The organism is Microbacterium oleivorans NBRC 103075, from assembly GCF_001552475.1.
In the GTDB taxonomy this organism is placed as follows: Bacteria; Actinomycetota; Actinomycetes; order Actinomycetales; family Microbacteriaceae; genus Microbacterium; species Microbacterium oleivorans.
The window spans coordinates 356,913-380,979 of the sequence record NZ_BCRG01000001.1 but is presented as its reverse complement, the minus strand read 5'-3'; the positions used below and the strand labels follow the sequence as shown (position 1 = coordinate 380,979).

The 24,067-nt window shown below is 68.9% G+C and carries 19 protein-coding genes, 2 tRNA genes and 1 pseudogene; 6 read left to right on the top strand and 16 right to left on the bottom strand.

Annotated elements, in window-relative coordinates; genetic code table 11:
* Position 1: 1 nt before the first annotated feature.
* The gene (locus MO1_RS01685; RefSeq protein ID WP_036310426.1) at positions 2 to 1,366 is read right to left on the bottom strand and encodes an ABC transporter substrate-binding protein; all 1,365 of its coding nucleotides are present in this window, start codon (positions 1,364 to 1,366) and stop codon (positions 2 to 4) included.
* 213 nt (positions 1,367 to 1,579) lie between these two features.
* On the opposite strand from MO1_RS01685, the gene MO1_RS01680 reads away from it, so the two are divergent.
* On the top strand, positions 1,580 to 2,608 hold the full coding sequence (locus MO1_RS01680; protein WP_036310428.1) for a LacI family DNA-binding transcriptional regulator: 1,029 nt from the start codon (positions 1,580 to 1,582) through the stop codon (positions 2,606 to 2,608).
* Between the two features lie 81 nt (positions 2,609 to 2,689).
* Positions 2,690 to 3,673, top strand: coding sequence for an alpha/beta hydrolase (locus MO1_RS01675; RefSeq protein WP_036310429.1), 984 nt, complete (start codon positions 2,690 to 2,692; stop codon positions 3,671 to 3,673).
* A 73-nt stretch (positions 3,674 to 3,746) separates the two neighbouring features.
* On the opposite strand, the gene MO1_RS01670 is transcribed toward MO1_RS01675, so the two are convergent.
* Positions 3,747 to 4,340 (bottom strand): fasciclin domain-containing protein, encoded by a 594-nt coding sequence (locus MO1_RS01670; RefSeq protein ID WP_235186067.1) that lies wholly within the window; start codon positions 4,338 to 4,340, stop codon positions 3,747 to 3,749.
* A gap of 133 nt (positions 4,341 to 4,473) precedes the next feature.
* Here MO1_RS01670 and MO1_RS14970 point away from each other — a divergent pair.
* Positions 4,474 to 4,608: pseudogene (locus tag MO1_RS14970) on the top strand (hypothetical protein); the annotation flags it as partial.
* 53 nt (positions 4,609 to 4,661) lie between these two features.
* On the opposite strand, the gene MO1_RS01665 reads toward MO1_RS14970, so the two are convergent.
* From MO1_RS01665 to MO1_RS01630, 8 genes are all read right to left on the bottom strand, one after another.
* Positions 4,662 to 6,806, bottom strand: coding sequence for a glycoside hydrolase family 36 protein (locus MO1_RS01665; RefSeq protein ID WP_036310432.1), 2,145 nt, complete (start codon positions 6,804 to 6,806; stop codon positions 4,662 to 4,664).
* Positions 6,807 to 6,904: 98 nt separating this feature from the next.
* Complete coding sequence (locus MO1_RS01660; RefSeq protein ID WP_060915036.1) at positions 6,905 to 8,293, bottom strand: NtaA/DmoA family FMN-dependent monooxygenase; 1,389 nt, start codon at positions 8,291 to 8,293, stop codon at positions 6,905 to 6,907.
* A gap of 25 nt (positions 8,294 to 8,318) precedes the next feature.
* Positions 8,319 to 9,512 (bottom strand): acyl-CoA dehydrogenase family protein, encoded by a 1,194-nt coding sequence (locus MO1_RS01655; protein ID WP_036310435.1) that lies wholly within the window; start codon positions 9,510 to 9,512, stop codon positions 8,319 to 8,321.
* Entirely contained in the window at positions 9,509 to 10,699 is a 1,191-nt protein-coding gene (locus MO1_RS01650; RefSeq protein ID WP_060915035.1) for an acyl-CoA dehydrogenase family protein, read from the bottom strand. The genes MO1_RS01655 and MO1_RS01650 overlap by 4 nt, the downstream gene beginning before the upstream one ends.
* Positions 10,696 to 11,361 carry a methionine ABC transporter permease gene (locus MO1_RS01645; protein ID WP_036310439.1) on the bottom strand — a complete coding sequence of 222 codons (666 nt, stop codon included), beginning with the start codon at positions 11,359 to 11,361 and terminating at the stop codon, positions 10,696 to 10,698. Before MO1_RS01645 ends, MO1_RS01650 begins: the two co-directional genes overlap by 4 nt.
* Positions 11,354 to 12,454 (bottom strand): methionine ABC transporter ATP-binding protein, encoded by a 1,101-nt coding sequence (locus tag MO1_RS01640; RefSeq protein ID WP_338041435.1) that lies wholly within the window; start codon positions 12,452 to 12,454, stop codon positions 11,354 to 11,356. Before MO1_RS01640 ends, MO1_RS01645 begins: the two co-directional genes overlap by 8 nt.
* Entirely contained in the window at positions 12,451 to 13,437 is a 987-nt protein-coding gene (locus tag MO1_RS01635) for a MetQ/NlpA family ABC transporter substrate-binding protein (RefSeq protein WP_060915033.1), read from the bottom strand. Before MO1_RS01635 ends, MO1_RS01640 begins: the two co-directional genes overlap by 4 nt.
* A gap of 218 nt (positions 13,438 to 13,655) precedes the next feature.
* Complete coding sequence (locus MO1_RS01630) at positions 13,656 to 14,384, bottom strand: TetR/AcrR family transcriptional regulator (protein ID WP_236081063.1); 729 nt, start codon at positions 14,382 to 14,384, stop codon at positions 13,656 to 13,658.
* Positions 14,385 to 14,493: 109 nt separating this feature from the next.
* Here MO1_RS01630 and MO1_RS01625 point away from each other — a divergent pair, with 109 nt between their 5' ends.
* On the top strand, positions 14,494 to 15,954 hold the full coding sequence (locus MO1_RS01625) for an MFS transporter (protein ID WP_060915031.1): 1,461 nt from the start codon (positions 14,494 to 14,496) through the stop codon (positions 15,952 to 15,954).
* A gap of 72 nt (positions 15,955 to 16,026) precedes the next feature.
* On the opposite strand, the gene MO1_RS01620 is transcribed toward MO1_RS01625, so the two are convergent.
* The 5 genes from MO1_RS01620 to serS all read right to left on the bottom strand — a co-directional run bounded on the left by MO1_RS01620 (position 16,027) and on the right by serS (position 19,849).
* Positions 16,027 to 16,118, bottom strand: a tRNA-Ser gene (locus MO1_RS01620).
* A 74-nt stretch (positions 16,119 to 16,192) separates the two neighbouring features.
* Complete coding sequence (locus MO1_RS01615; RefSeq protein ID WP_036310445.1) at positions 16,193 to 17,464, bottom strand: LCP family protein; 1,272 nt, start codon at positions 17,462 to 17,464, stop codon at positions 16,193 to 16,195.
* A gap of 68 nt (positions 17,465 to 17,532) precedes the next feature.
* Positions 17,533 to 17,617: transfer RNA gene (locus tag MO1_RS01610), tRNA-Ser, on the bottom strand.
* Positions 17,618 to 17,717: 100 nt separating this feature from the next.
* Complete coding sequence (locus MO1_RS01605; RefSeq protein ID WP_174520536.1) at positions 17,718 to 18,545, bottom strand: HAD family hydrolase; 828 nt, start codon at positions 18,543 to 18,545, stop codon at positions 17,718 to 17,720.
* Positions 18,546 to 18,583: 38 nt separating this feature from the next.
* Complete coding sequence (gene serS, locus MO1_RS01600) at positions 18,584 to 19,849, bottom strand: serine--tRNA ligase (RefSeq protein ID WP_036310449.1); 1,266 nt, start codon at positions 19,847 to 19,849, stop codon at positions 18,584 to 18,586.
* A gap of 103 nt (positions 19,850 to 19,952) precedes the next feature.
* Here serS and MO1_RS01595 point away from each other — a divergent pair, with 103 nt between their 5' ends.
* Positions 19,953 to 21,122 carry a diacylglycerol/lipid kinase family protein gene (locus MO1_RS01595; RefSeq protein WP_060915029.1) on the top strand — a complete coding sequence of 390 codons (1,170 nt, stop codon included), beginning with the start codon at positions 19,953 to 19,955 and terminating at the stop codon, positions 21,120 to 21,122.
* Between the two features lie 73 nt (positions 21,123 to 21,195).
* On the top strand, positions 21,196 to 22,560 hold the full coding sequence (locus MO1_RS01590) for a cryptochrome/photolyase family protein (RefSeq protein ID WP_060915028.1): 1,365 nt from the start codon (positions 21,196 to 21,198) through the stop codon (positions 22,558 to 22,560).
* A 114-nt stretch (positions 22,561 to 22,674) separates the two neighbouring features.
* Here MO1_RS01590 and MO1_RS01585 read toward each other — a convergent pair whose 3' ends face one another.
* Positions 22,675 to 24,012: an ABC transporter substrate-binding protein gene (locus MO1_RS01585; RefSeq protein ID WP_060915027.1), complete on the bottom strand. Its 1,338-nt coding sequence runs from the start codon at positions 24,010 to 24,012 to the stop codon at positions 22,675 to 22,677.
* Between the last annotated feature and the right edge of the window lie 55 nt (positions 24,013 to 24,067).

Genomic DNA, 24,067 nt, shown 5'->3' with positions numbered 1-24,067 from the left:
CTCAGTTCCCGATTTGGCTTTCGTAGTCGGACTGCACCGAGGACAGCAGGCCCTCCGCGGTCTGCTCGCCGGCGACGAGCTTCTGCAGGTTGGGCGTCCAGCTCTGGGCGTAGATCGCGCCCGTCGCGTTGGCGATGAAGTCCATCGCGCCGTTCGCCTCGGACAGCTGAGCACCGGCGGCGAGCGTCGCGGCCGTGGTCGAGCCTTCCTTGACGGGAGGCATGAACGCGTCGGCCGGACCCATCGGGTGCGAGCCGCCGACCTCGACGCCGATGGTGCGCGCCTTCTCGTTGGTCGCCGTCCAGTTCAGGAAGAACGCGGCGCAGTCGGGGTGCTTGGCCGTGGCCGCGACACCGTAGGTGAGCGGAGCGGACATCGCACCGATCTGGCCACCCTCTTCACGCGGGGGCATGAGGAAGAAGCCGGCCTCGCCGGGCATCTGGGTGTCGAGGTTGCCCGACTCCCAGTCGCCGTCGAACATGAACAGCGAGTCGCCGCCGATGAAGCGGCTCATCATCTGCGCGTAGTCGAGCGAGTTGATGTCGTCGGCGAAGAAGCCCTCGTCGATCCACTTCTTGAGGTGCTTGGCGGCCTCGAGGTTCTCCGGGGTGTCGATCGAAGCGCCGGGCTGCTGGAAGATCCAGTCGTTGATTTTGGCGGGGTCTCCGTAGGAGGCCATGAGCGCCTGCAGCGGGAAGGCGAGACCACCGGTCGCGCCGCCGTTGAACTGCGTGATCGGCGTGATGCCGGCATCCTTCGCCGCCTTGAGAGCGGCGTCGAACTCGTCGAGGGTCTTCGGAGCCTCGGTCATGCCGATCTTCTCGGCGAGGCTCTTGTTGTAGAAGACACCGGTCATCGAGTAGTTGAGGCCGAGCGCGTAGAGCGGGCCGCTACCGCGACGACCGTTCTCATCGACCCGCAGCTGCTGGAGCTGCGACTCGGGCCACTTCGTCCACCCGAAGGCCTCGGCGTACGGGTCGAGGTCGAGGAGCAGGCCGTCGGTGGCGAGCTCGGACATCTGCGGCAGACGCATGAGGTCCGGCGGCGAGTCCTGCAGGACGCGCGGTGCGTTCTGCGTGATGACCGCGAACTGGTCCTCGCGGATGTCGAAGGTCACGTTGGGGTACTGCTTCGTGAACTCTGCGGTGAGGTCCTTCGGCAGCGGGAAGCCGGTTTCGAAGTAGCCGCTGAGGACGACGTCCTCGTCACCGCAGGTGGGACCCTCGGCTCCGAAATCGGAGGTGGAGGATGCCTGGGGTGCGGCGCTTCCGCCGGGAGGGGCGCAGGCGGTGACACCCACGGCGAGCGAGGTGAGAACCCCGGCGAGGATCAGCGGACGGAGGGGGTGCTGTGTGAATCGAGACATCACTGTCTCCTTTCGGAAAACCACGGTGTTCGGGAGGGAGGCCTGGTGAGCCTCGGTGCTAAATCGCGTTAGCAAGGTCATGATGCGTCATCGGGCAGCACCGTGTCAATGGTTTCGAGGCGTGTCGCATGCGCATCCCGACGAGCGCCGTGCCCGGGCGGTCGACCCCGTTAGGATCGCCGGAGACAGGAGGCCGCAGTGACGGGGAATCGGGTGACGCTCGCCGATGTCGCACGCGCATCGGGGATGTCGCGGACGACGGCGTCGCTCGTGCTGTCGGGCCGGGGCGACGAGATGCGCATCGCCGAGGCGTCGCAGGAACGCGTCCGACTCGTCGCCGCCGAACTCGGGTACCGCCCCAACATGATCTCGGCGGGCCTTCGGAGCGGGACGAGCCGGACGCTCGGTTTCATCTCCGACTCGGTGGCGACCTCACAACTCGCCGGCGACATGATCAAGGGCGCCCTCGAGGGTGCGCGACGCCACGGCCACATGCTCTTCATCGGCGAGTACGAGGGCGACGATTCCGAGCGCGAACGCCTCATCGAAGCCATGCTCGACCGCCAAGTCGACGGCGTCATCATGGCGTCGATGTTCACGCGTGAGCGGCCCGTGCCTACCGCCCTCGCCAACCGCAACGTGGTGCTCCTCAACACGCTGCCCGAGGGCCCGGCGAAGAACGCGCACGCCATCCTGCCGGACGAGTTGGATGCCGGCCGCCGCGCCGCTCGCCTCCTCCTCGATCGCGGGCACCGCGACATCCACCTCATCGGGGCGGGCCCGACGCTCGCCGAGGTCCCCCGCGGCACGGTCGCCGGACGGGAGCGACTGACCGGCATCCTGGACGAGCTCGCCGACGCCGGCGTCTCCCCCGCATCTGGCCGCATGTTGAGCATCTGGCTCCCCACGGACGGGTGGAAGGCGACGGCGGACCTCATTGCGTCGGGGGTGCGGTCGGGGGCGATCCTGGCCTTCAACGACCGCATCGCGTTCGGGGCCTACCAAGCCATCTCGGAGGCCGGTCTGACCGTGCCCGGCGACTTCTCCGTCGTCTCGTTCGACGACCACCAGCTCGCGAGCTGGGTGCATCCGGGGCTCACGACCTTCGCGATCCCCCACTTCGAACTTGGACTGCAGGCCGTCGAGACACTGCTGACGTCCTCGCCCGACGCCCCGGCATCCGTCGAGCGGATCACGATGCCGCTGCGCAACCGCGGGTCGGTGCGCACCATCGACGACTGATCGGGATCCGGCCCGCGACATCCGCTACTCTCTGAGCTAACGCGATTTAGCACGCGCTTTTCGACGCGTGGAGAGGACAGCATGGAGCAACGGAGCCCCAGCGAGAGCGACACCCGACCCGCCCACCCGCCGTTCGATCCCGACGTCCGGCGAGCGCTCACGGAGCGCGACGACGTCGTGATCGGGCTCGCCGCCGACGACATCCTGGCACTCCGCGCCGGCGCCGTGATGCCTTCGCGCGAGGAGTACACGCTCGGCGGCCGGTTCGACGATCACGAGGTCGAGACCGCCTCCGCTGAGGGCTCTCCGGTGCGTCTCGTCGTGTTGACTCCGCGCGGGGTTCCGGGTCCGCATCCCGTCCTCCTCCACGTCCACGGCGGCGGGATGGTGGTCGGCAGCGCCTACGACGTCCTTCCCGACCTGGGACTCCTGGCGCTCGACCTCGGCTGCGCCATCGTCTCGGTCGAGTACCGCCTCGCCCCCGAGCATCCTTACCCCGCCGCGCTCGACGACGTGTACGCCGGGTGGGAGTGGATCGCCCGCAACGGATCGGAGCTGGGCCTCGACGCCGCACGCGTCGTCGTCCATGGGGTGAGCGCCGGAGGCGGCCTCGCCGCCGGTGCCGTGCTGGCGGCGCGTGACCGCGGCGGGCCGTCCGCGATCGGGCAGATGCTCGTGTATCCCATGCTCGACCACCGGAACGACTCGGCATCCGCTCGGCAGCTGGAGGGCGTCGGAGCCTGGGACCGCCGCGCGAACGCCACGGGGTGGGCGGCGTACCTCGGCGGTCTCGACCGAGCCGCCGTGCCGGCGTACGCCTCTCCTGCCCTGGCGGACGACCTGAGCGGCCTGCCGTCGACCTTCCTCGAGGTGGGATCGGCGGAGACGTTCCGCGATGAGGACGTCGACTACGCCCGACGCATCTGGGCCGCCGGCGGCGAGGCGGAGCTCCACGTCTGGCCCGGCGGAGCGCACGCCTTCGACGCGCTGGTCCCCGACGCACCCCTGTCGCGCGACGCCCGCGACGCGCGCCTTCGCTGGCTGCGTCGACTGCTCGCGCGCTGAGCCGCGGCATCCCGAACGGCCGAACGGCCCGTCACCGTGGAGTCCACACGGGTGACGGGCCGTTCGACGACGGTCAGGAGCCCGGGACGAGGACCCGGTCGATCGTGTGGATGACACCGTTCGACGTTTTGATGTTGACGGCGCGGAGGACGAGCTTCGGATTCTTCAGCTCGGGCGTCTCGTCGCGAAGCGTGATGCCTCGGGGCTCGATGGTGCCGCCGTTAGCCATCGTGATCTCGTGCGAGAACAGCACCTTGAGCGGCGACAGCTTCTTGCCCGCGACCACGTGGTACAGCAGGATGTCGCTGATCTGGTCGGCCGTGAACGTCGAGGTGATGGCCTTGAGCGCAGCCGCCTCAGAGGCGGGTGCCTTGCCGGTCAGGTCGGTCACGAGACGCTCGAAGGCGCGGTCGTTGGGTGCGAACACCGTGAAGGTCGAGTTCGAGTCGTCCAGCGTCTTGTCGAGTCCGGTCGCGACGAGGGCCTGGACGAGGATGTCGTAGTCCGACCCGTTGGCGTCCGGGGCACCTCCGCCGGATGCGGCGACGGCGACATCCACGATCGTGCCGGCAGGCTTCGTCGCCTGGTGGGCCGAGGCCGGGGAGGCCGTCAGGGCGAGGGCGCCTGCGACCACGGTGGCGAGGGCGATTCCGAGCTTCTTGTTCATCACGTTGCTCCTTCGATGAGAAGAGTGGCGCCCGGCGGAGGTGTCAGGCGCTGCAGGTGTATTCCGGCCGAGAGGGCTCCGTGGATGCACCGTGTGATGAAACCGTCACGGCGACGCGGGCAGGATCGCCGTCATGGGCGATTCCGGCGGCGGCGGGGTCGCTGCAGCTGCCGCGATCCTGGCTCGAGACGAGGGCGTCTCGGCGACGCGATCGGTACGTCCGCAGTGTCTTCGTATTCCGCCCCGCGCTCGACTCGGTGTTCGCCGAACGCCGGAGCGCGGATGGGGCCCGCGCCCTCACGAGCTTCTGACCGCGACCGCTCAGCGGACGATGAACCGGACGACGCGAGCGGCGAGCGCGGGGTCGGTCGCGACGACGTCGAGCACGGCGTCGGCGGCGGACCACGTCAACTCCCACCCGGGCGCGGTCACGGGGAAGATCGTCTCGATGTCGAGCTCCGCCCCGGCGAGCGCGGGCAGCGGGATCCGCACCGTCGAGGGTGCCCCCTCCTGCCGCCACAGCGTCAGGAGGGTCTCCGTGTCTCCGCGGAAGGCGAGGGCCTGCCACGGCTCCTCCCGCTGGTCGAGACCCAGCGGCCAGGAGGGGGTCGCCGTGCGGATGAACGGGCGAAGCTCCTTGTGCACGCGCACCGCCTCTGCGGTCAGCTCGCTCTGGCGCGCGTCGAGCCGGTCGAGGAATCCCGAGAGGCAGAAGCGGCCGAGCACACCCGTCGCGAGCGTGAACGCGGTCTTCTCCAGGGTCATGTCCGCCGCTGGGTACGCCCAGTTCGCCGCCTGCTCCGGCAGCATCGAGAAGGGAGCGGATGCCGCGATCGCCGAGTAGTACTCGGCTTCCTGCTGGTCGCTGGTCGACTGCAGCTGCGTGACGGAGAGCAGCGCCCAGTCGGCCCGCATCGCGCCCGAGCCGCAGTTCTCCAGCGTCACCTCGGGATGACGGTCGAGGATGCCGGCCAGCCAGTCGACGTGCGCACGGTTGTACGCGAGCAGCCCCGCACCCACGCTGTCGGCATCGTGATCGGTGCCGAGGCTCATGTTCACGTTGTAGTCCAGTTTGAAGTACGCGATCCCGAACTCGGCCACGAGGCGGTCGACGACGTCGTCGAGGTGCTTCCTCGCCGCCGGATGCCGCAGATCGAGGTGCAGACGCTCGCTCTCGATGGTGAGCTGCGAGCGAGACTGGAAGAACGCCTCTGGCGGCAGCGTGCGCGCAGCCTCGGAGTCGATCCCGACGAGCTCCGGCTCGAGCCAGATCCCCGGACGCATTCCCCGGTCGCGGATGCGGTCGAAGACCGCGCCCATTCCGCCGGGGAAGCGGACGGTGGAGGGGATCCAGTCTCCGACGGTCGCCCACCAGTCGTCGTCGTCCGAGTACCAGCCGGCATCCATCACGAAGTACTCGGCGCCCGCGTCGGCTGCCGCGTCGATGAGCGGAATGAGCTTCTCGGTCGTCGGATCACCCATGAGCGTGTTCATGTAGTCGTTGTAGACGACGGGCAGTTCGTCGTTGTCGGGATGCGGTCGGCGGCTGAGGCGGCGTAGGCCCGTCATCGCTGCCACGGCGGCGTCGAGATCACTCCCGAAGGCGATCGAGACCGGTACGGTCGTGAAGCTCTCGCCGGGGGCGAGGACGGCGATCCAGTGGTGATCGTCGTCCGTCGGGCCGCTCAGCGCGAGCGAAGTGCCTTCGGCGTTCTCGGCGAGGTCGAACCGCCACCCGCCGTTGTGCTCGATCTGCCACGTCGCGGCGGAGCCGTCGGCCGTGTTCCAGATCGCGCCCGATGCGAGGTGCGTGCCGGTCGACCAGGTGCCGGCCGAGGCGAAGGTGACGTGGCCGCGGCTGCCGATGTTCCGGAAGCGGAGGCCCAGGTCTTCGAGACCGGAGGACCGGAGCGGAGCGACGCTCCACCGCGACTCCCCCATCCAGTCGTTCCGCGCGGTGGCGAGAGTGAACGCGTCGGGCGTGACGGCACCGCTCGGTCCGAGGGAGAGATGGAGAGCGAGGCTCGCGACGGACTTCAGTGTGCGCGTGTCGGACGCGTCTGCCGCGTGGGTGACGGTCACGCTCGAGCGCAGCGCGCACCCGCGCGGCGGGATGGTGAGCCGCAGGACGGCTTCGATCCCGATTCCGGCGACGAGCCCGAACCGCTGCGCGGGACCGTCGACCGCCTCGCGGGTGGACAGCGAGAGCTCGGTCCATCCGCCGCCGAGCTCCCTCGCTTCGTGGCTCACGTAGCGGAGCCGACCGCTGAGCTCGCCGTAGGTGATCCGGGTCGTGGACGGCGCGTGACCCGAGTCGCCCGTGACGATCTCGATGAGCGGCTGGCCCGCGGGGATGTCCGCCGTCCTCCCCCGCGGACCGGCGCGGAGGAGGCGAGGAGCGGCATCCGTTTCGGCGAGGATGACGACCTCGAAGTCAGGGTTGCCGATCTCGATGCGGGTGGTCATGCGGATGCCTCCTGACAGCGCAGACATCCGATGTCCGATGCGGACATACCGGCGAATGCCTCATAATCACCCTAATCGGCCTCCATTCATTGGATGAATCAGTCGAACAGCGGCGGCACGGGCTCGTCGAGGTTCGCCCCGCCGCGGTATCGGGCGGCGATGTGGTTCTCAGGCAGTCGTGGCCCCCGCTCGAAGAGACGCTCGCGCAGCGTCGGACCGCCCTCGAGAAGGCGTCCGCGGCGGCGGAGCTCGGGCACGACGAGTTCGGCGAAATCGCGCGCGGTGTCGAAGGAGTGGTACTGCCGCAGGTTGATGCCGTCGATACCGTCCTCGTCGAGCCACCGTTCGATCTCGTCGGCGACGACGGTGGGGGTGCCTGCGACGAAGAATCTGCCCTCTCGTCCAGTGGCGACGCTGTCGAGCAGGGCGCCGATCGTCGAGTCCGGGGCCGCGTACGGCACCGCATCGTCCGAGACTCCGGCCTGGGCGAGCGCGTCGCGGACGAGGGTCTCGCGTGAGAAGGCGGTCGGGTCGAACGGGAAGCCCGCGTGGGCCAGGATGCCGTCGACGCTCGTGTTCTCGCGGTAGGTCCGCCACTTGTCGGCAGCCTCCTCTTCCGTGCGACCGACCACGACCCCGGCCTGCACGATGAACCGGAGATCCTCGCGCCCGCGGCCGTGCCGCTCGGCCGCCTCTCGCATGTGCGCCACGTTGCGGATGAAGTCGGCCGTCGAGCGCCCACCCGTGAAGACGAGCTCCGCGTGACGACCCGCGAACTCGATGCCCGCGGGCGAGCCGGTCGCCTGGTACAGCACCGGCGTCCGCTGCAGCGAGGGCTCGCTCAGGTGGGGGCCGGCGACCTGGAAGTTCTCGCCGACGTGATCGATGTAGCGGACCTTCGAGGGGTTGGTGTACGTCCGGGTCGCGGCATCCGCGACGACCGCGTCGTCGTCCCACGACCCCTCCCACAGCTTGTAGACGACGTCGAGGAATTCGTCGGCGATCGCGTAGCGACGTTCCTTCGGGATCTCGTCGGCGAGGCCGAAGTTCCGCGCAGCGTTCGGCAGGTACGACGTCACGATGTTCCAGCCGACCCGTCCGCGAGTGAGGTGGTCGAGCGTCGACATCCTGCGTGCGAATGCGAACGGAGGCTCGTAACTCGTCGAGAACGTGACGCCGAACCCCAGCCGCTCGGTCACGGCCGCCATGGCGGGGATGACGAGGAGCGGATCGTTCGAGGGGATCTGCAGCCCCTCGCGGATCGCCGTCTCGGGGCCGCCTCGGAAGACGTCGTACGCCCCGACGACATCGGCGAGGAACACGCCGTCGAACCCGCCGTGCTCGAGGATCTGCGCCAGCTCGATCCAGTACGAGATGTCGTTGACGCGATGCCGGTTGTTGCCCGGCAGCGACCACAGCCCGTGGGTGATGTGGCTGACCGTGTTCATCTCGAACAGATTCAGGATGAGCTTCTTGCGCTCGACCATGTCGTGCCTTTCTCAGAGAGTTCCGTCACGCCTCACCGGTGCTCCACCAGCCGGGGACCGGGCTGTCGTTGAGCAACAGGTCACCGATCGCCCGCGCCTTGAAGGCGACGGGGTTGTGGGATGCCAGGGTTCGGGCGTTACGCCAGTGTCGGTCCAACGCGAGCCCGGTGTCGACGGCGCTGGCGCCGCCCACCTCGAACAGGAGCGTCGCCGCCTCCAGCACCGAGGGAAGCACGACGAGCTGAGCCCGGGCGGTCGCCGCTTCGATCGGGGCGATGATCTCGCGCAGATCGTCGCCATCGACTCCGGCGCGCTGCGCCGCGACCGAACCGTCGACACCAGCCGCTGCCGCCGTCAGAGCGGAGTCCGCGGCGAACGACAGCCCGGACAACCGGCCGATGGTCTCCTGCACGAGCGGATCCTCCCGCGCCGTCGCCGCCGAGGCGTGACTGTAGGTGCGGGTGCGGTTCCGGACGAACGCGACCGCGTCGTCGACGATGGCGCGACCGATCCCCGCGACGGCGGCGAGAAGGACGAGCTGCACGAAGGCCCCGCCGTGCGAGGGCCCGCCGACGACGCGGCGCGACACGGCACGCTCGTCGACGCGGACAGAGCGGAAGACCGTCGTCCCGCTTCCGGTGAGGCGCTGCCCGAACCCTCGCCAGTCGTCGACGACGTCGACACCGGATGCGGCGGTGGGGACGAGTGCCGCCACGAGAGCACCGTCCTCGTCCTGCGCCGCGACCGAGACCACATCCGCGAAGAGGGTGCCGGTGCTGTAGAACTTCGTGCCGTCGAGGCGGAGCCCGTCGGGCGACGCCGTCAGCGTCGTCGACAGCGAGCCGACCTTGGCGGTGGACCGCTCATGGGTCGCGTTGCCGACGATCGCGCCGCCCGCGAGCATCTCGAGCCGGCGGTTCCGCTCGGCGGAAGGTGCCGCGAGGATCGTGCGATCGACGAACGAGAAGTGGGAGCGGAGCAACTGTGCGAGGTTCGGATCCCGACGGCCGAGCTCGGCGAGCAGCGCGAACAGCACCGACGGCGGCTCCCCGCCGCCCCCGAACTCCTCCGGCACCGTCACCCGCGTGAAACCCGCATCCCGGAGCGCGGTGACCTCCGCGTGCGGGAGTCGACGGTCGAGCTCCCGGGCGACCGCATCCCGTCCCACATCGTCGAAGACGGCGGTGAAGCGAGCCACGGCATCCGTCACCCGGGTCATGCCTGCCCGACTCTGGCGTATCGAGGGGTGCGGGTCTCCTCCGCAGCCGGCGCGGACCACTCGGGGAGGGTTCCCGTGAGGGCGAACCGGCCGAGCGCTCGCGTGCGCTGGATCACGGGGTTGTGCGAGGCGATCGTGCGGACGTTCCGCCAGTGCCGATCGAGTGCCGGGCCGGTGCCGACCGCGGATGCCCCGCCGACCTCGAACAGCCGCGTCGTCGCCTCGAGCACGAGACGCGGGACGATTTCCTGCAACCGGAACACCTCGAACTGGATCTCGCGGAACTCCTCCGCTGTCGCTCCCTGATCGGATGCCGCACCCAGGTCGGCCGCGACCGACAGCACCAGGCGCCGTACCGTCGCCGCGGCGACACTGAGCTCGCCGACGACGAGCTGGACCAGCGGGTCTTCCCGCGGCAGCGTCTCGCCCGCGAAACCGAAGGTCCGGCGGCGCGGGGTGACGAAGGCGATCGTGTCGTCGAGTGCGCGCTGCGCGATACCCGCGATCACCGCGATCAGTGCCAGCTGCAGCACCGAGCCGAGGTGGGCTCCGCGGGCCGCGGCATCCGTCGTCACCGAGGGCAGGATGCCGTCGCCCGCCACCGGCACACGATCGAACACCGTCGTGCCGCTGCCGGTGAGGAGCTGGCCGAAGCCGTCCCAGTCGTCGGTAGAACGGACACCCGCATGGTGGGCCGAGACCGTGACCGCGACCCGGTCGTCGCCGTCGAGGGCGGCGAGGTGGATCCAGTCCGCGTAAATGCTGCCCGTCGTGTAGTACTTCGTTCCCGACAGCAGCGGTCGGCCGCTCGCCCGGTCGATGCGGGTCTCGAGGTGAGCGGTCGCGTGACGCTCGGATTGCGCGTTGCCGACGAAATCGCCCGCGAGGATCCGCTCGAACCAGGGGCGTGCCGCATCCGCGGGCTGCAGCCGGAGCGATTCGACGAACGCGAGGTGACCTCGCCAGACGTGGCCGAGGCTGGCATCCGCGGCGGACAACCGGATGAGGCGGGCGAACTGCTCTTCCAGGGCGAGGGGCGAGCCTCCGAACTCCGCGGGCACCCGCCAGGTGCCGAATCCGATCGCCCGGAGTTCGGCGAGCTCCGCCGTCAGCAGTCGCCGCTCGCGCTCGCGCTCCGGAGCGCCGGGACCGACGCGGGTCACGAACTCGTCGAATGCGGCGGTCACCGGTGCATCACCTTCCGCGCGACGGCATTGCCGAGGAATTGCGCGAGCTGGACGAGGACGATGAGGGTCAGGACGACGATCGCGACGGAGATCCAGTCGAACCGTTGGTAGCCGTAGTTCATCGCCAGCGAGCCCAGCCCGCCGCCGCCGAGCACGCCGGCGACCGCTGTCGCATCGACGAGCGCCACCAGGATGTAGGTGAGGCCGAGAGTCAGCGGCCCGAGCGCCTCGGGCACCACGATCGTGAACAGCACCCGTGCGGGACTCGCACCCATGGCCGCGCCCGCTTCGATCGAGCCGGGGCTGACCGCCACGAGGTTCGATTCCGAGACGCGGGCGATCGCGACGCACGCGACGATGATCAGCGGGATCGTCTGCGGCAGCGGGCCGAGCCCCGTCCCGAAGAGGAAGCGCGTGAGCGGGATGATGGCGATCGCGACGATGAGGAACGGGATCGGTCGGATGACGTTGATGATCACGTTCAGCACCGAGAAGACGACGCGGTTCTGCAGGAGGTTGCCCGGCCGGCTCGCGTACAGCAGGAGCCCGAGGAGCACACCGATGACGGCGGCTCCCGCGAACGCCACGACGACCATGAGCCCGGTCTCGCCGATCGCGTCCCAGAGCCTGGGGAAGAAGGCATCCGGATCGAAGTCACGCATGTGCGACCTCGCGCTCCGGGGCCGCGGAGATCTCCGAGACGGTGGCCGTCCGTCGGAGGCCCTCGATCGCGGCGTCGATCGCAGTATCCGTGCCGAGGAGCTCGACCGTCAGGCTGCCGAACAGACGTCCCTGCAGCTCGTCGACACCGCCGAAGACGACGTTGAAGTCGACGCCGTGCTCGCGCGCGACCTGCGACAGGAACGGGTGGTTGGTATCGCGGTCCTCCACGTGCAACTGCACGAGTCGACCGTGATGCACGGCGCGGATCTTCTCCAGCGCCTCGGTAGACGGCACGTGATGCAGGACCGAGGACACGAACCGCCGCGTCGTCGGATGCCGCGGCGAAGAGAAGACGTCGTAAATGCTGCCCTGCTCGACGACCTCGCCGTTCTCCATGACGGCGACCTTGTCGGCGAGCTCGCGGACCACGTCGATCTCGTGGGTGACGAGCAGAATCGTCACCCCGTACTCCTCGTTCACCCGACGGAGGAGGTCGAGCACCTCGCCGGTGGTCTGCGGGTCGAGGGCACTCGTCGCCTCGTCGGAGATGAGGACGTCGGGCCGGGTGGCCAGAGCACGCGCGATGCCGACGCGCTGCTTCTGGCCACCTGACAGCTGCGACGGATAGGCGAGGGCTTTGTCCGCCAGCCCGACGAAGCTCAGCAGCTCCTCGACGCGGTCGAGGGTCTCCTCCGCAGACAGCCCGGCAAGGCGGAGCGGGTAGGCGATGTTCTTGTAGACGTTCCGAGACTCCAGGAGGTTGAACTGCTGGAAGACCATGCCGATCCGCTGCCTCGCCGCGTAGAGATCCCGTCCCTGCAGCGCCGAGATCTCCCGCCCGTCGACGACCACCCGGCCGCTCGTCGGCCGCTCGAGGGCGTTGACCGTCCTCAGGAGCGTCGACTTGCCGGCGCCGGAGAATCCGACGATTCCGAAGATCTCCCCCTTCTCGACGGTCAGGTTCACGGCCCGGAGGGCCTCGAAGGGGCGGCCCTTCACGGTGTAGGACTTGGAAACGTTCTCGAACGCGATGGCGGTGGTCATGGGTTCCTCATCTCTGGCGATCGGCCTCGGGGAGTACCGTCCCGTCAGTTCTTCGCGGCCTGCTTCTCGAGGTCGGCGAGCTTCGCGCGAAGCTTCTCGACGGGAACGTCGACGAGGACCGTCGTGTCCTGGTTCTCCTTCTCATTGGCCGCAGCGATCCGCTTGTCGGCATAGACGTCCTTGAGGATGTCCCAGGCGGGGTCGTCCTTGTTGTCGTCGCGCGTCGCGATGACGTTCACGTACGGCAGGTTCTGCGCGGAGAGCGAGTCGTCGAGGAACAGTGCGTCCTTCGTCGTGATGCCCTGGCTCTGGTCGAAGTAGGACGTGCCGACCACGACGGCTGCAAGGCTCGGGTCGTCGTACTGCTGCGCGATGGACGTCGCGGGGAGCTCGACGAACTGGAGCTTCTTGGGGTTGTCCGTGACGTCCTCGACGGCAGGGAAGTCGCCCTTGTCGTCGGAGAGGGTGATGAGGCCGGCCGCTTCGAGGATGTTGAGCGCTCGCCCACCGTTCGACGGGTCGTCGGGGATGGCGATCTTGGCGCCGTCGGCGATGTCGTCGACCGACGTCGCCGATGCGGAGAAGATCCCCCACTGCGTGATGATCGTCGAGAAGACCGGCGTCAGGTGCTCGTCGTTCTCGGCGTTGAACGCACTGAGATACAGGATGTGCTGGAACGCGTTGGCATCGACGGTACCGGCGGCGAGCTCCGTATTCGGCAGCACCCAGTCCTCGACGTTGACCCATTCGATGTTGAGGCCCTTCTCCGCAGCGACCTTCTTCACCGCATCCTGGAACGGGCTGTCCTCCGAGACCGCGATCTTGACGTTGATCGGTTCCTTCGAGGCGCCCCCTCCCGCGGCACTGGCCTCCGCAGGTCGGAGTGCGGGTAGCGCGAGCGCGACACCGCCGACGATCGCGCCGACGGCGACGACGGCGATCGCGATGGCGATGCCGACACGGGTTCGCTTCTTCTCCCCTGCCACCGCCGCTCGAAGATCGCTCTGCGGGGTCTTGTTCTCATCGGACATGGGTGGGTCTCCTCGTGGTGCGGGATGTCGGACTGCTGGCTGTGCGACATTCCTAGCCCGGCGCAACCTCGAGGGACGAGTTGCGAGACGCCCCATGACCGGGCGTTACCGCGTTTGACGCGACCGCCGGGACAGAGTCGAACTCGCCGTGCGAATCGTGGTAGTTGCGCGCGACGAACGTCGCTCCATGACGACGAGCGACTGGTCGCGGGGTGCGCTCAGCGGCGCCCGGCGCTCAGACGGAGCCCGTCCAGCAGGAGATCGAGGCCGGCGCGGAACTGATCGCGGTCGTCATGGCCGGCGAACTCGTCGACGATGTGATGCACGAAGGGGTACTGCAGAGGATCCAACGCCCGCCATTGCGTGACGGCTCCCGCGAGGTACTCCTCGCGTCCCATCTGACCGGACGCGACTTCGACAGGGAGTTGCTGCCCCATGTCGGCGGCGGTGCCGATGACGAATCCCACGATCGCCGACGTGGCGTGGAAGCAGTCGCGCGGCGAGAGTCCGAGACGCATGACCTGCTGGCCCAGCTTCTCGTACAGCTGGAGCGAGTGGATCTGCTGGGCGGTGTTGCGCATCGCATACGCCCCGAGCCACGGGCGATCGACGATGGCGTCGAACAACGCCACGGCGATCATCCGCGCACAGGCGATCGGATCGCTGTCGTCACTGTCGCCCACGCCCGACACGGCCGTCAGGACACTCGCCAGCACCGAATCGGCAGCGAGATCGAGAAGCTCTTCGCGGCCGGACACGTACCAGTAGATGCTCGCCGGCCCGCCACCCAGGCGCGCAGCGAGTGCGCGAGTGGTCAGTCCCTGCGCCCCAGACTCGTCGAGGATCTCGACGGCTCCGGCGATGACGGCATCGATGGAGTGCGATGCTCGTGCGCGCCCGCGCGGGACCCCGGTGCGTGTGCGGGAGGACGCCGCGGGCTCGCTCATGACAGCCATCACATCACACCGAGCCGCGAGTCTTGCCATCTGTCGAACATCGTTCTATCGTATCGAACGGCGCTCGATGTTCGAACGCTGTTCGATACGAAGGATCGCCATGACCGTCACTGCCACCCCACCGCGCACGTACACCTCCCTCGCCGCCGCGTGGATGCCGCTCGCCGCCCTCTGCCTCGCATTCTTCGTCGAGATGGTCGACAACACGCTCCTGTCCATCGCGTTGCCGACCATCGGTCGCGACCTCGGCGGAGACACGACCGGACTGCAATGGATCACGGGGTCGTACTCCCTGACCTTCGGAGGCCTCCTCCTCACGGCGGGCTCGATCGCGGATCGCTTCGGACGGCGGCGCGTCCTGCAGATCGGGCTCACCGTCTTCGGGGTGGTCAGCTTGGCCGTTCTGTTCGTCAGCAGTATCGGCGAGCTCATCGCCGTCCGCGCAGCCCTCGGAATCGCGGCCGCCGCCATGGCGCCGATCACCAACTCGCTGGTCTTCCGTCTCTTCGACGACACCGCACTGCGGATGCGGGCGATCACGCTCATGATGGTCGTCGGCATGTCGGGCTTCGTCGTCGGACCTCTGCTCGGCGGCACCATCCTCACGCACCTGCCGTGGCAGTGGCTGCTGCTCATCAACGCGCCCCTCGCCCTCATCGCGGGCCTCGGCGTGCGACTCGGCGTCCCCGCCGACGATCCCCGCGGGCTGACACGGGACCGTCTCGACCTGGCCGGCGCCGCGTTGAGCGTCCTGTCGATCGGTCTCGCCTGCTACACGCTGACCAGCGGTGTGCAGTCCGGATGGCTCGCCCCGACCACTCTCCTCGTCGGCGCCTGCGCCGCCGCATCCGTGACGCTCTTCATCGTGAACGAACGACGATCGTCCGCCCCCATGCTCGACCTGCGGCTGTTCTCGGTCGGCACGATCCGCGGCGCGGCGATCGCGCAGATCGGCACGTCGATCGCCATGGCGGGCGTGATGTTCGCCCTCATCCTGCACTTCCAGTACGCCTGGGGATGGAGTCCGATGGCGGCCGGGCTCGCCAATCTGCCGCTCATCCTCACGATGATCCTGGCCACTCCCCTCACGGAAGCCCTCATCCGGCGGTTCGGACACCGCATCGCGTGCATCATCGGCGCAGTCGTCCTGACGCTGGGACTCGGCATGATGGCGTGGGCCGTCGAGCGCGACTACCTCGCCATCGCCGTCGCCATGGTCGTCATGACGATCGGGCTGCGCACCGTCATGACCATCTGCGCGGTGGCACTGATCGGCGCGGTGCCCGAAGAGCGCACATCGATGGGCGCCGCCTTGAACGACACGGCCCAGGAAGTGGGGTCGAGCATCGGCACGGCTCTCGTCGGCACGCTGATCGCCGTCCTCGTAACCTCGACCCTCCCCGACGGCGTATGGAGCGCGGTGCAGGTGTCGACGTACTTCCACGGCGAGCAGGTCGCCTTCGTCGCGCTCGCCGCCGCCGTCGGCGCGCTCTCGATCATCGGGGCGATGGCTCTGACCGGCTCCCGCGCGACGGACGAGCATGTGTCCGAGGCGGAGTGACCGCGACCGGCGGCGCGCGTCGGGACGCGTCATCCCATAAACGGGAAAAGCCCCGGCGAACCGGGGCTTTCCTGGCGGAGACGGAGGGATTTGAACCCTCGGTCCCCTTGCGAGGACTCCACCTTAGCAGGGTGGTGCACTAGGCCTGACTATGCGACGTCTCCAGGCATCCGACCGCGAACGGCGCGAATGCACCCCGCAAGCATAACGGTTTCCCGGGGCCCTTCCGAACCGACGGTCAGCGCTGCGCGACCGTGCAGGTCTTCTCGTTGGCCGACTGTCCGGTGATCTGGCTGGGGAGGTCGACCGTACCGTCGCTCGCACCCTGGGTCGGCGCGCCGGACCCACCCGGGGTCTGAGTCGGCGTCGGCGCGTTCGCGTCCGGGGTCTTCGTCGGAGTCGGCGTGCCGTCGGGGCCGGCCTCACCGACGACTTCGACGCCGCCGCCGCCACTGGCCGCACCGGTCACGCGGATCGGCTTGTTCTCGGACAGAGCCGTGAAGAGCACGTCGGCGGCCGACGACACCGGGAGGACGCGGCCGCCACCGGGCGCGTACACGGTCGGGTACTGGACGAAGACGATGTCCTTGAACGGCACGTCGGCGACGGCCATGGCGATCTGGACCATCCGCTGCGGGTTGGTGAGCGACTCGCTGAGGACCAGCTGCTTCTCGTTCACCTGACGCAGCGCCGTGTTGGCGAGGTTGAGCAGGGCGGGGTAGTTCGACAGGACTTCGCCCGACTGCAGCTTGCGCACGAGGGAGCTCATGAACTGCTGCTGGTTGGAGATGCGACCGAGGTCCGACCCGTCGCCGATGCCGTGACGGATGCGGAGGAACTGCAGCGCCTGCGCTCCGACGAGGGTCTGCTCGCCGGCCTTGAGGTTCAGGCCGGTGTGCTTGTCGTTGATGTCGCCGCTGAGGCAGACGTCGACGCCGCCGATCGCGTCGGACATGTTGATGACGCCGGTCCAGCGAATGGCCGCGGCGAACTGGATGTCGACGCCGGTCAAGGCCTCGACGGTCGCCACCGAGCAGCCCAGACCGCCGTAGCTGTACGAGACGTTGATCATCTGCGCGCTCATCGCGGAGTACTCGCCGCCCGCGGGGTTCTTGCACGAGGGGATCGGCACGATCATGTCGCGAGGGAACGAGACGACGGTCACGCGGCGCGGCGCATCGCTGATGTGCACGAGCATCGTGACGTCGTTGCGCTCACCGCCGTCGTCGTGGGCGCAACGCGGGAAGAGCTTGAGGTCCTGGCCCTCGCACGAGTCGGTGCCGACGACGAGCATGTTGACGCCGCCCTCGATCTCACCGATGTGCGGCGGCAGGCTCGCGTCCCCGCCGCCGATGGAGACACCGCTCTCGTCGAGGCTGCGCGCGGCATCCCACACGTAGAAGCCACCGATCGCCGTCGTACTGACGAGGACGACGGCGACGACCGCGGCGAGGATCGTGAAGATCTGCCGCATCGGATGCGGAGAAGACAGCTCTCCGTGACGGGCCACGGGTTGGCGGCGGAACTTCGTCGCCTTCGCGTCGTGCCTAGCGCTCACGGATCACCTTTCGGACAGTGCGGAGGGTGTGGGATTCGAACCCACGGGACATTGCTGCCCACCGGTTTTCAAGACCGGATCCTTCGGCCGCTCGGACAACCCTCCCGACCGCGCCGAGTGGCGCCGATCGAACAGGCCGAGTCTAGTCGAACCCAGAACCGTTACATTCTCGCGGGATCGCCTGTATACGCCCTGAACGGCCAGGTCAGAGGGCCTTCAGCACCGCCGTGACGCCACCCTCCGTGACGGATGCCGTCGATTCCGACGCTTCGGAGCGCACCTCGTCGGGGCCCTGGGCCATGGCGATCGCACGCCCGCCGTGGCCGCGCGCCCACCGGAACATGCCGATGTCGTTGCGCCCGTCGCCGATCACGACGACGTCCTTCGCCTCGATGCCGAGCCAGGCGCGGACCAGTTCGAGCCCGGTCGCCTTGTCGACGCCCTGCGGGGCGATGTCGAGCCAGGCCGACCACCCGACGGCGTACGAGACCTCGTTGAGGCCGATGCGCGAGACGAGGTCGACGAAGTCCTCGTCGGTGTCCTCCTCGGAGACGACGACGACGCGGGAGACCGGCTGCGCCGACAGTTCCTCGAACGTCACGCGATCGGCGCGGGCGAGGCTCCAGTCGTCCATGTGGTGGGTGAACAGGCGTCGCCCGCTCGGCAGCTCGACCATGTACCGCGCCGACGGCAGGTGATCGCGGAGGAGCGTCAGGACCTCGGTCGCGTCGAACTGCTCGGTGTGGAACCGCTCGTACGCCGGCGACTCCCCCGCGCCGGCGCGCTTGAGGATGACGGCGCCGTTCGAGCAGACGACGTACTCGGGGGTCAGCGCAAGATGCACGATGATGTGGCGCGTGCTCTCCCACGAGCGCCCGGTCGCGAGCATGACCTCGTGACCGGCGCGCTGCGCATCGGCGATCGCGTCGACCACGCCGGGGCTGTACGTCTCGTCCTCGAGGAGGATCGTGCCGTCGACGTCGAGCGCGATGAGCAACCGCTCGCGCGGGGGCTCGGCGGCATCCGACACCATCTCGTCGACGACCTCGGCAGCGTCATCCGGGGAGATGCTCACGCGATCGGCTCCGCCACCTCGAGGCCGCCCAGGTAGGGGCGGAGGACCTCGGGGATGACGACCGAGCCGTCTTCGCGCTGGTGCGTCTCGAGCAGCGCGACGATCCAGCGTGTGGTTGCGAGCGTGCCGTTCAGCGTCGCGACGGGCGCGGTGCGACCACCCTCGGGGCGATAGCGGATGTCGAGGCGACGGGCTTGGTACGTCGTGCAGTTCGACGTCGAGGTGAGCTCGCGGTACGCGCCCTGCGTCGGGACCCACGCCTCGACGTCGTACTTCCGCGCGGCCGACGACCCGAGGTCGCCCGCGGCCACGTCGATCACGCGGTACGAGAGGCCGAGATCCTGGAGCATGCGCTCCTGCATCTCGACGAGGCGCAGGTGCTCGGCTTCGGCATCCTCGGGGGTCGTGTAGACGAACATCTCGAGCTTGTTGAACTGGTGCAGGCGGATGATGCCGCGCGTGTCCTTGCCGTACGACCCGGCCTCGCGGCGGTAGCACGTCGACCACCCGGCGTAGCGCTTCGCACCCGGCTCCAGGTCGAGGATCTCGTCCATGTGGTATCCGGCCAGCGGAACCTCGCTCGTGCCGACGAGATAGAGGTCGTCGTCGTCGAGTCGGTAGACCTCGTCGGCGTGCTGGCCGAGGAAGCCGGTGCCGCGCATGACCTCGGCACGGACGAGGGTCGGCGGAATCATCGGGATGAAGCCGGCGTCGAGGGCCCGCTGCATACCGAGGTTCATGATCGCGAGTTCGAGGCGGGCGCCGATGCCGGTCAGGAAGGTGAAGCGGGCGCCGGAGACCTTCGCTCCGCGTTCGGTGTCGATCGCCCCGAGCATCTCGCCGAGCGCGAGGTGGTCGCGAGGCTCGAAGTCGAACGCGACCGGCTCACCGTGCGTGCGGAGGGTGACGAAATCGTCCTCGCCACCGGCGGGCACGCCGTCGATGACGATGTTCTCGATGCGCGCGAGGGCAGTGGATGCGGCATCCTCAGCCACCGTCACGGCCTGCTGCGCGGCCTTCACCCGCTCGCTGAGGTCCTTCGCCTCGGCGACGAGGGCGGCCTTCTCCTCTTTGGGCGCTTTCGCGACGCGCTTGCCGTGGGCGTTCTGCTCAGCCCGGAGCTCCTCGAAGGTGGTGATCGCCGCGCGACGCTCCTTGTCGGCCGCGAGCGCGTCGTCGACGGTGTCGGGCGACTCGCCACGGGCTTCCTGCGAGCGCTTCACGAGGTCAGGGGCGTCACGGAGAAGGGCGAGATCGATCACCCGACGAGTCTAGTCGCGGCCCTCCCGGCCCCTGCCCTGGTGCGCAGAACGCCCGAGCGCAAGGGGTCCCGGAAGGAGGGATGCCTGGCCCTATCCTGTTCCCATGGCGACCGATCCCGGCACGACGCACCGCTCCGACGACGCGCACGACCCGGCGGCAGCCGCAGAGCCCGACGGCGTGATCCGCGAACCGGATGACATCGCCCCGGACACGCAGGACGGCGAGACCGGCGAAGCGCGCCGAGTCGACCGGACGGGATCGCCCGAGCCGATGCCTGACGTCGAGGGCCGCCCCGCTCCGAAGGCAGCACTCGTCTACAACCCCATCAAGGTCGACGGTGACGAGCTGCGCGAGCAGGTCGCGCAGCTGGCGAAGGATGCCGGCTGGTCCGAGCCCCTCTTCTACGAGACGACGGTCGACGACCTCGGCGACGACGTCGCCCGCCAGGCCCTCGCCGAAGGGGTGACCGCCGTGCTCGTCGCCGGGGGCGACGGCACCGTCCGCGCCGTCAGCGAGGCGATGACCGGGTCATCCGTGCCCCTGACGATCGTCCCGAGCGGCACCGGCAACCTCCTCGCACGCAACCTCCGACTCCCCCTCACCGACCCGGCCGCGATGATCGCTGCCACGTTCGACGGGGACACCGTCGCGATCGACGTGGGGCTCGCGCAGCTGCGCCGCGCCGACGGCCAGGTCGACGAGCACGCCTTCGTCGTGATGGGCGGCATGGGCCTCGACGCCGCCATGATCGCCAACACGAACAGCGACCTGAAGAAGAAGGTCGGCTGGGTCGCCTACGTCGACGGCGCTGCCCGCTCGATCGCGCAGGCGAAGCCGTTCCCGGTCGTCTACCAGGTGCCGGGCCACCGCATCCATCGCGCAGACGTGCAGAGCGTCCTGTTCGCCAATTGCGGGTCGCTCCAGGCGGGCCTCGAGCTCATCCCCGAGGCATCCATCACCGACGGCGAACTCGACGTCGCCATCCTGCAGCCGCGCACCGCGTTCGGCTGGCTTCTCGTCTGGCGGCGCCTGGCCTGGGACAACAGCGTGCTGCGGAAGTTCCGCGCCGGCCGCAAGATCCTGGCCGTCCGGACTGCCGACAACTCCGTCCGCTACTCCCGTGGCAAGGGCATCGACCTGGCTGCCGAAGAGGCGCACCCCGTGCAGCTCGACGGCGACGAATTCGGTGAAGCCACTCGGATCGCGGTCCGCGTCGTCGCCGGCGGGCTCACCCTCGCGATCCCCCGCGGCCACTCCCTCGACGCGGTCTGATCCGTCCGCGGGGTCATTCCGCGCCTGAATGCAAGGGGCGGCGCCCTCAGCCGTCGGCAGCGAGGATGAGGAGATGCCGTCCCCCTCCATCGTCTGGTTCCGCGACGACCTCCGCCTCGCCGATCACCCCGCGCTGCGTGCCGCCCTGGATCGCGGCGAGCCCGTCATCGGGCTGTATGTGCTCGATGAGGTGTCCGACGGCATCCGTCCGCTCGGCGGCGCAGCCCGCTGGTGGCTGCACCACTCGCTCGCCTCTCTCGCCGAGCGTCTCGCTGAGCGTTGCTCGCGGCTGATCCTCCGGCAGGGTCCGGCGGACCGAGTCGTCCGCGAGGTCGTGACGGATGCCGGCGCCGGGGCGGTCTTCTGGAACCGCCGCTACGGCGGACCGGAGCGCGACATCGACGCCGGACTGAAGTCGAGCCTCCGGGAGGGCGACGTCGAGGTCGCGTCGTTCGCGGCATCCCTCCTCTTCGAGCCGTGGACGATCACGACCGGCGCCGGCACGCACTTCTCCGTCTACAGCCCCTTTTGGCGGGCCTGCCTGGCTCAGCCTGCGCCCCGCGCTCCGCTTCCCGAGCCGCGGGAGGTACCCGGCCCCGCGACCTACCCCGCGTCGGACGACCTCGCTGACTGGACGCTTCTGCCCACCGCGCCCGACTGGGCGCAGGGCCTCCGCGACACGTGGGAGCCGGGCGAACCGGCCGCCCAGCGACGGCTGCGCGAGTTCCTCGACGAGGACCTCGGCCACTACGACGATGCCCGCGACCGCCCGGCGGCCGGCGCGACCTCGATGCTCTCGCCGCGACTGCGCTGGGGCGAGCTCAGCCCGTACACCGTGTGGCACGCGGCCGTGGACACCCCCGGGACGTCGCGCTTCCTCTCCGAGATCGGGTGGCGCGAGTTCGCGTGGCACACGCTCTACCACTTCCCCGACCTCGCGACGAAGAACCTCCGCCCGGAGTTCGACGCGTTCCCCTGGCCACGGCTGAAGCCCTCGGCCCTGGCGGCGTGGCAGAAGGGCCAGACAGGCTACGCGATGGTCGACGCCGGGATGCGTGAGCTCTGGGAGACCGGCTACATGCACAACCGCGTGCGCATGATCACGGCATCCTTCCTCATCAAGAACCTGATGATCGACTGGCGGCGCGGCGAGGAGTGGTTCTGGGACTGCCTCGTCGACGCCGACGGCGCGAGCAACACGTTCAACTGGCAGTGGGTCGCCGGTTCCGGCGCGGACGCGGCGCCGTACTTCCGCGTCTTCAACCCCGAGCTCCAGGCCGACAAGTTCGACAAGAGCCGCGAGTACATCGGGCGGTGGGCCCCCGAGTACCGGGATGCCGACGGTCAGCCCCCGATGCCGATGGTCGACCTGAAGGCGACCCGGCAGAACGCCCTCGCCGCCTACGAGAAGGTCAAGCAGGCCTCACGCCAGAGCTGACGGCCCGCACCAACGACCGCGCCGCGGATCGGAGCCCGAAGGCCCGACCCGCGGCGCGGATGCGTGGTGTCAGTGAATCAGTCGTATCAGTGAATCAGTCGTATCAGCGAGCGGTCACTCGGAGACGGGAATCGACTGCGCCTTGAGGGCGTCGACCGTCTTGGTCTGCGCGGACTGCAGGGCCTCGAGCAGCGTGCCCTGGCCACTGGCGGCCTTCTGGAAGCCGTCGGACACGTCGGCGTAGGTCTGCGTCATGGTCGGGCCCCACACGAAGTCGGGGTTGACCTGGGCAGCGGCCTCAGCGAAGACGTCGTAGATCTTCTGTCCGCCGTAGAAGTCCACACCCTGCTGGAGCGACTCGAGCTTGAGTCCCTCGGTGGTGGCGGGGTAGATGTTCGCCGACTTGTTCAGAGCGGTGAGCGCCTCGGGGGAGGTGTTCAGCCAGAGCGCGAACTTCGCAGCCTCGTAGGGGTGCTTGGTGCCCTTGAAGACGGCGACCGACGAGCCGCCCCAGTTGCCCGAAGCTTTGTCGCCCGCGGCCCACTGCGGGGAGGGAGCGACCGACCACTTGCCCGACGTGTCCGGAGCACCGGACGAGATGGAGTTGGCACCCCAGACGGCGGAGTTCCAGCTCCAGACCTTGCCCGAGTTGTAGGCGTTGTTCCACTCCTCGGTCCACGCCGGGTAGGTGGAGACGAGGTCCTCGTCGATCAGGTCCTGCCAGTAGTCCGCGACGGTCTTGGACTCGTCGCCGGTCAGGTTGACCTTCCACGCCTTGCCGTCGTTGGAGAACCAGTCGCCACCGGTCTGCCAGACGAGGCCGGCGAACTGGTTGATGTCAGCGGTCGAGAAGTTGGTGATGTAGCCACCGGTCTTGCGGACCGCCTTGGCTGCTTCCTTGTACTCGGCCCACGTCGTCGGAACGGCGATGTTGTTCTCTTTGAACAGGTCCGAGCGGTAGAACAGAGCCATGGGGCCCGAGTCCTGCGGGATGCCATAGACACCGTCGGAGCCGAGGGTGACCTGGTTCCAGGTCCACGGGATGAACTTGTCCTTCGCCGCGACGACGTCCTTGCACGCGGAGAGGTCCTCGAGACCGTCCTGCACGCGGAAGCTCGACAGGGCGTCGTACTCGATCTGGCCGAGGTCGGGAGCGTTGCCGGCTTCGAGCTGGCTGAAGAAGCTTGCGTAGGTGCCGGAGTTGCCGTTGGGGCCCGTCTGTACCTTGACCTGGATGTCGGGGTTCTCGGCGTTCCAGGTCTTGGCGGCGTCCTCGATGCCCGGGATCCACGACGTGAAGTCGAGGGTCACCTTGCCGTCGGAGGGAGCGCAGGCGGCGGGGTCTGCCGCGGCTCCGCCGCTGGTGTCGCCGTTTCCGCCGGCGCAACCGGCGAGAGCGAAGGCGGTGAGCAGTGCGACGCCGGCGACGACTGCTTTCTTGGTGTGCTGCATGGGATTTCCAATCTGATCTTTGATCGGGTGACAGGTGGTACTTCAGGGATGCCGG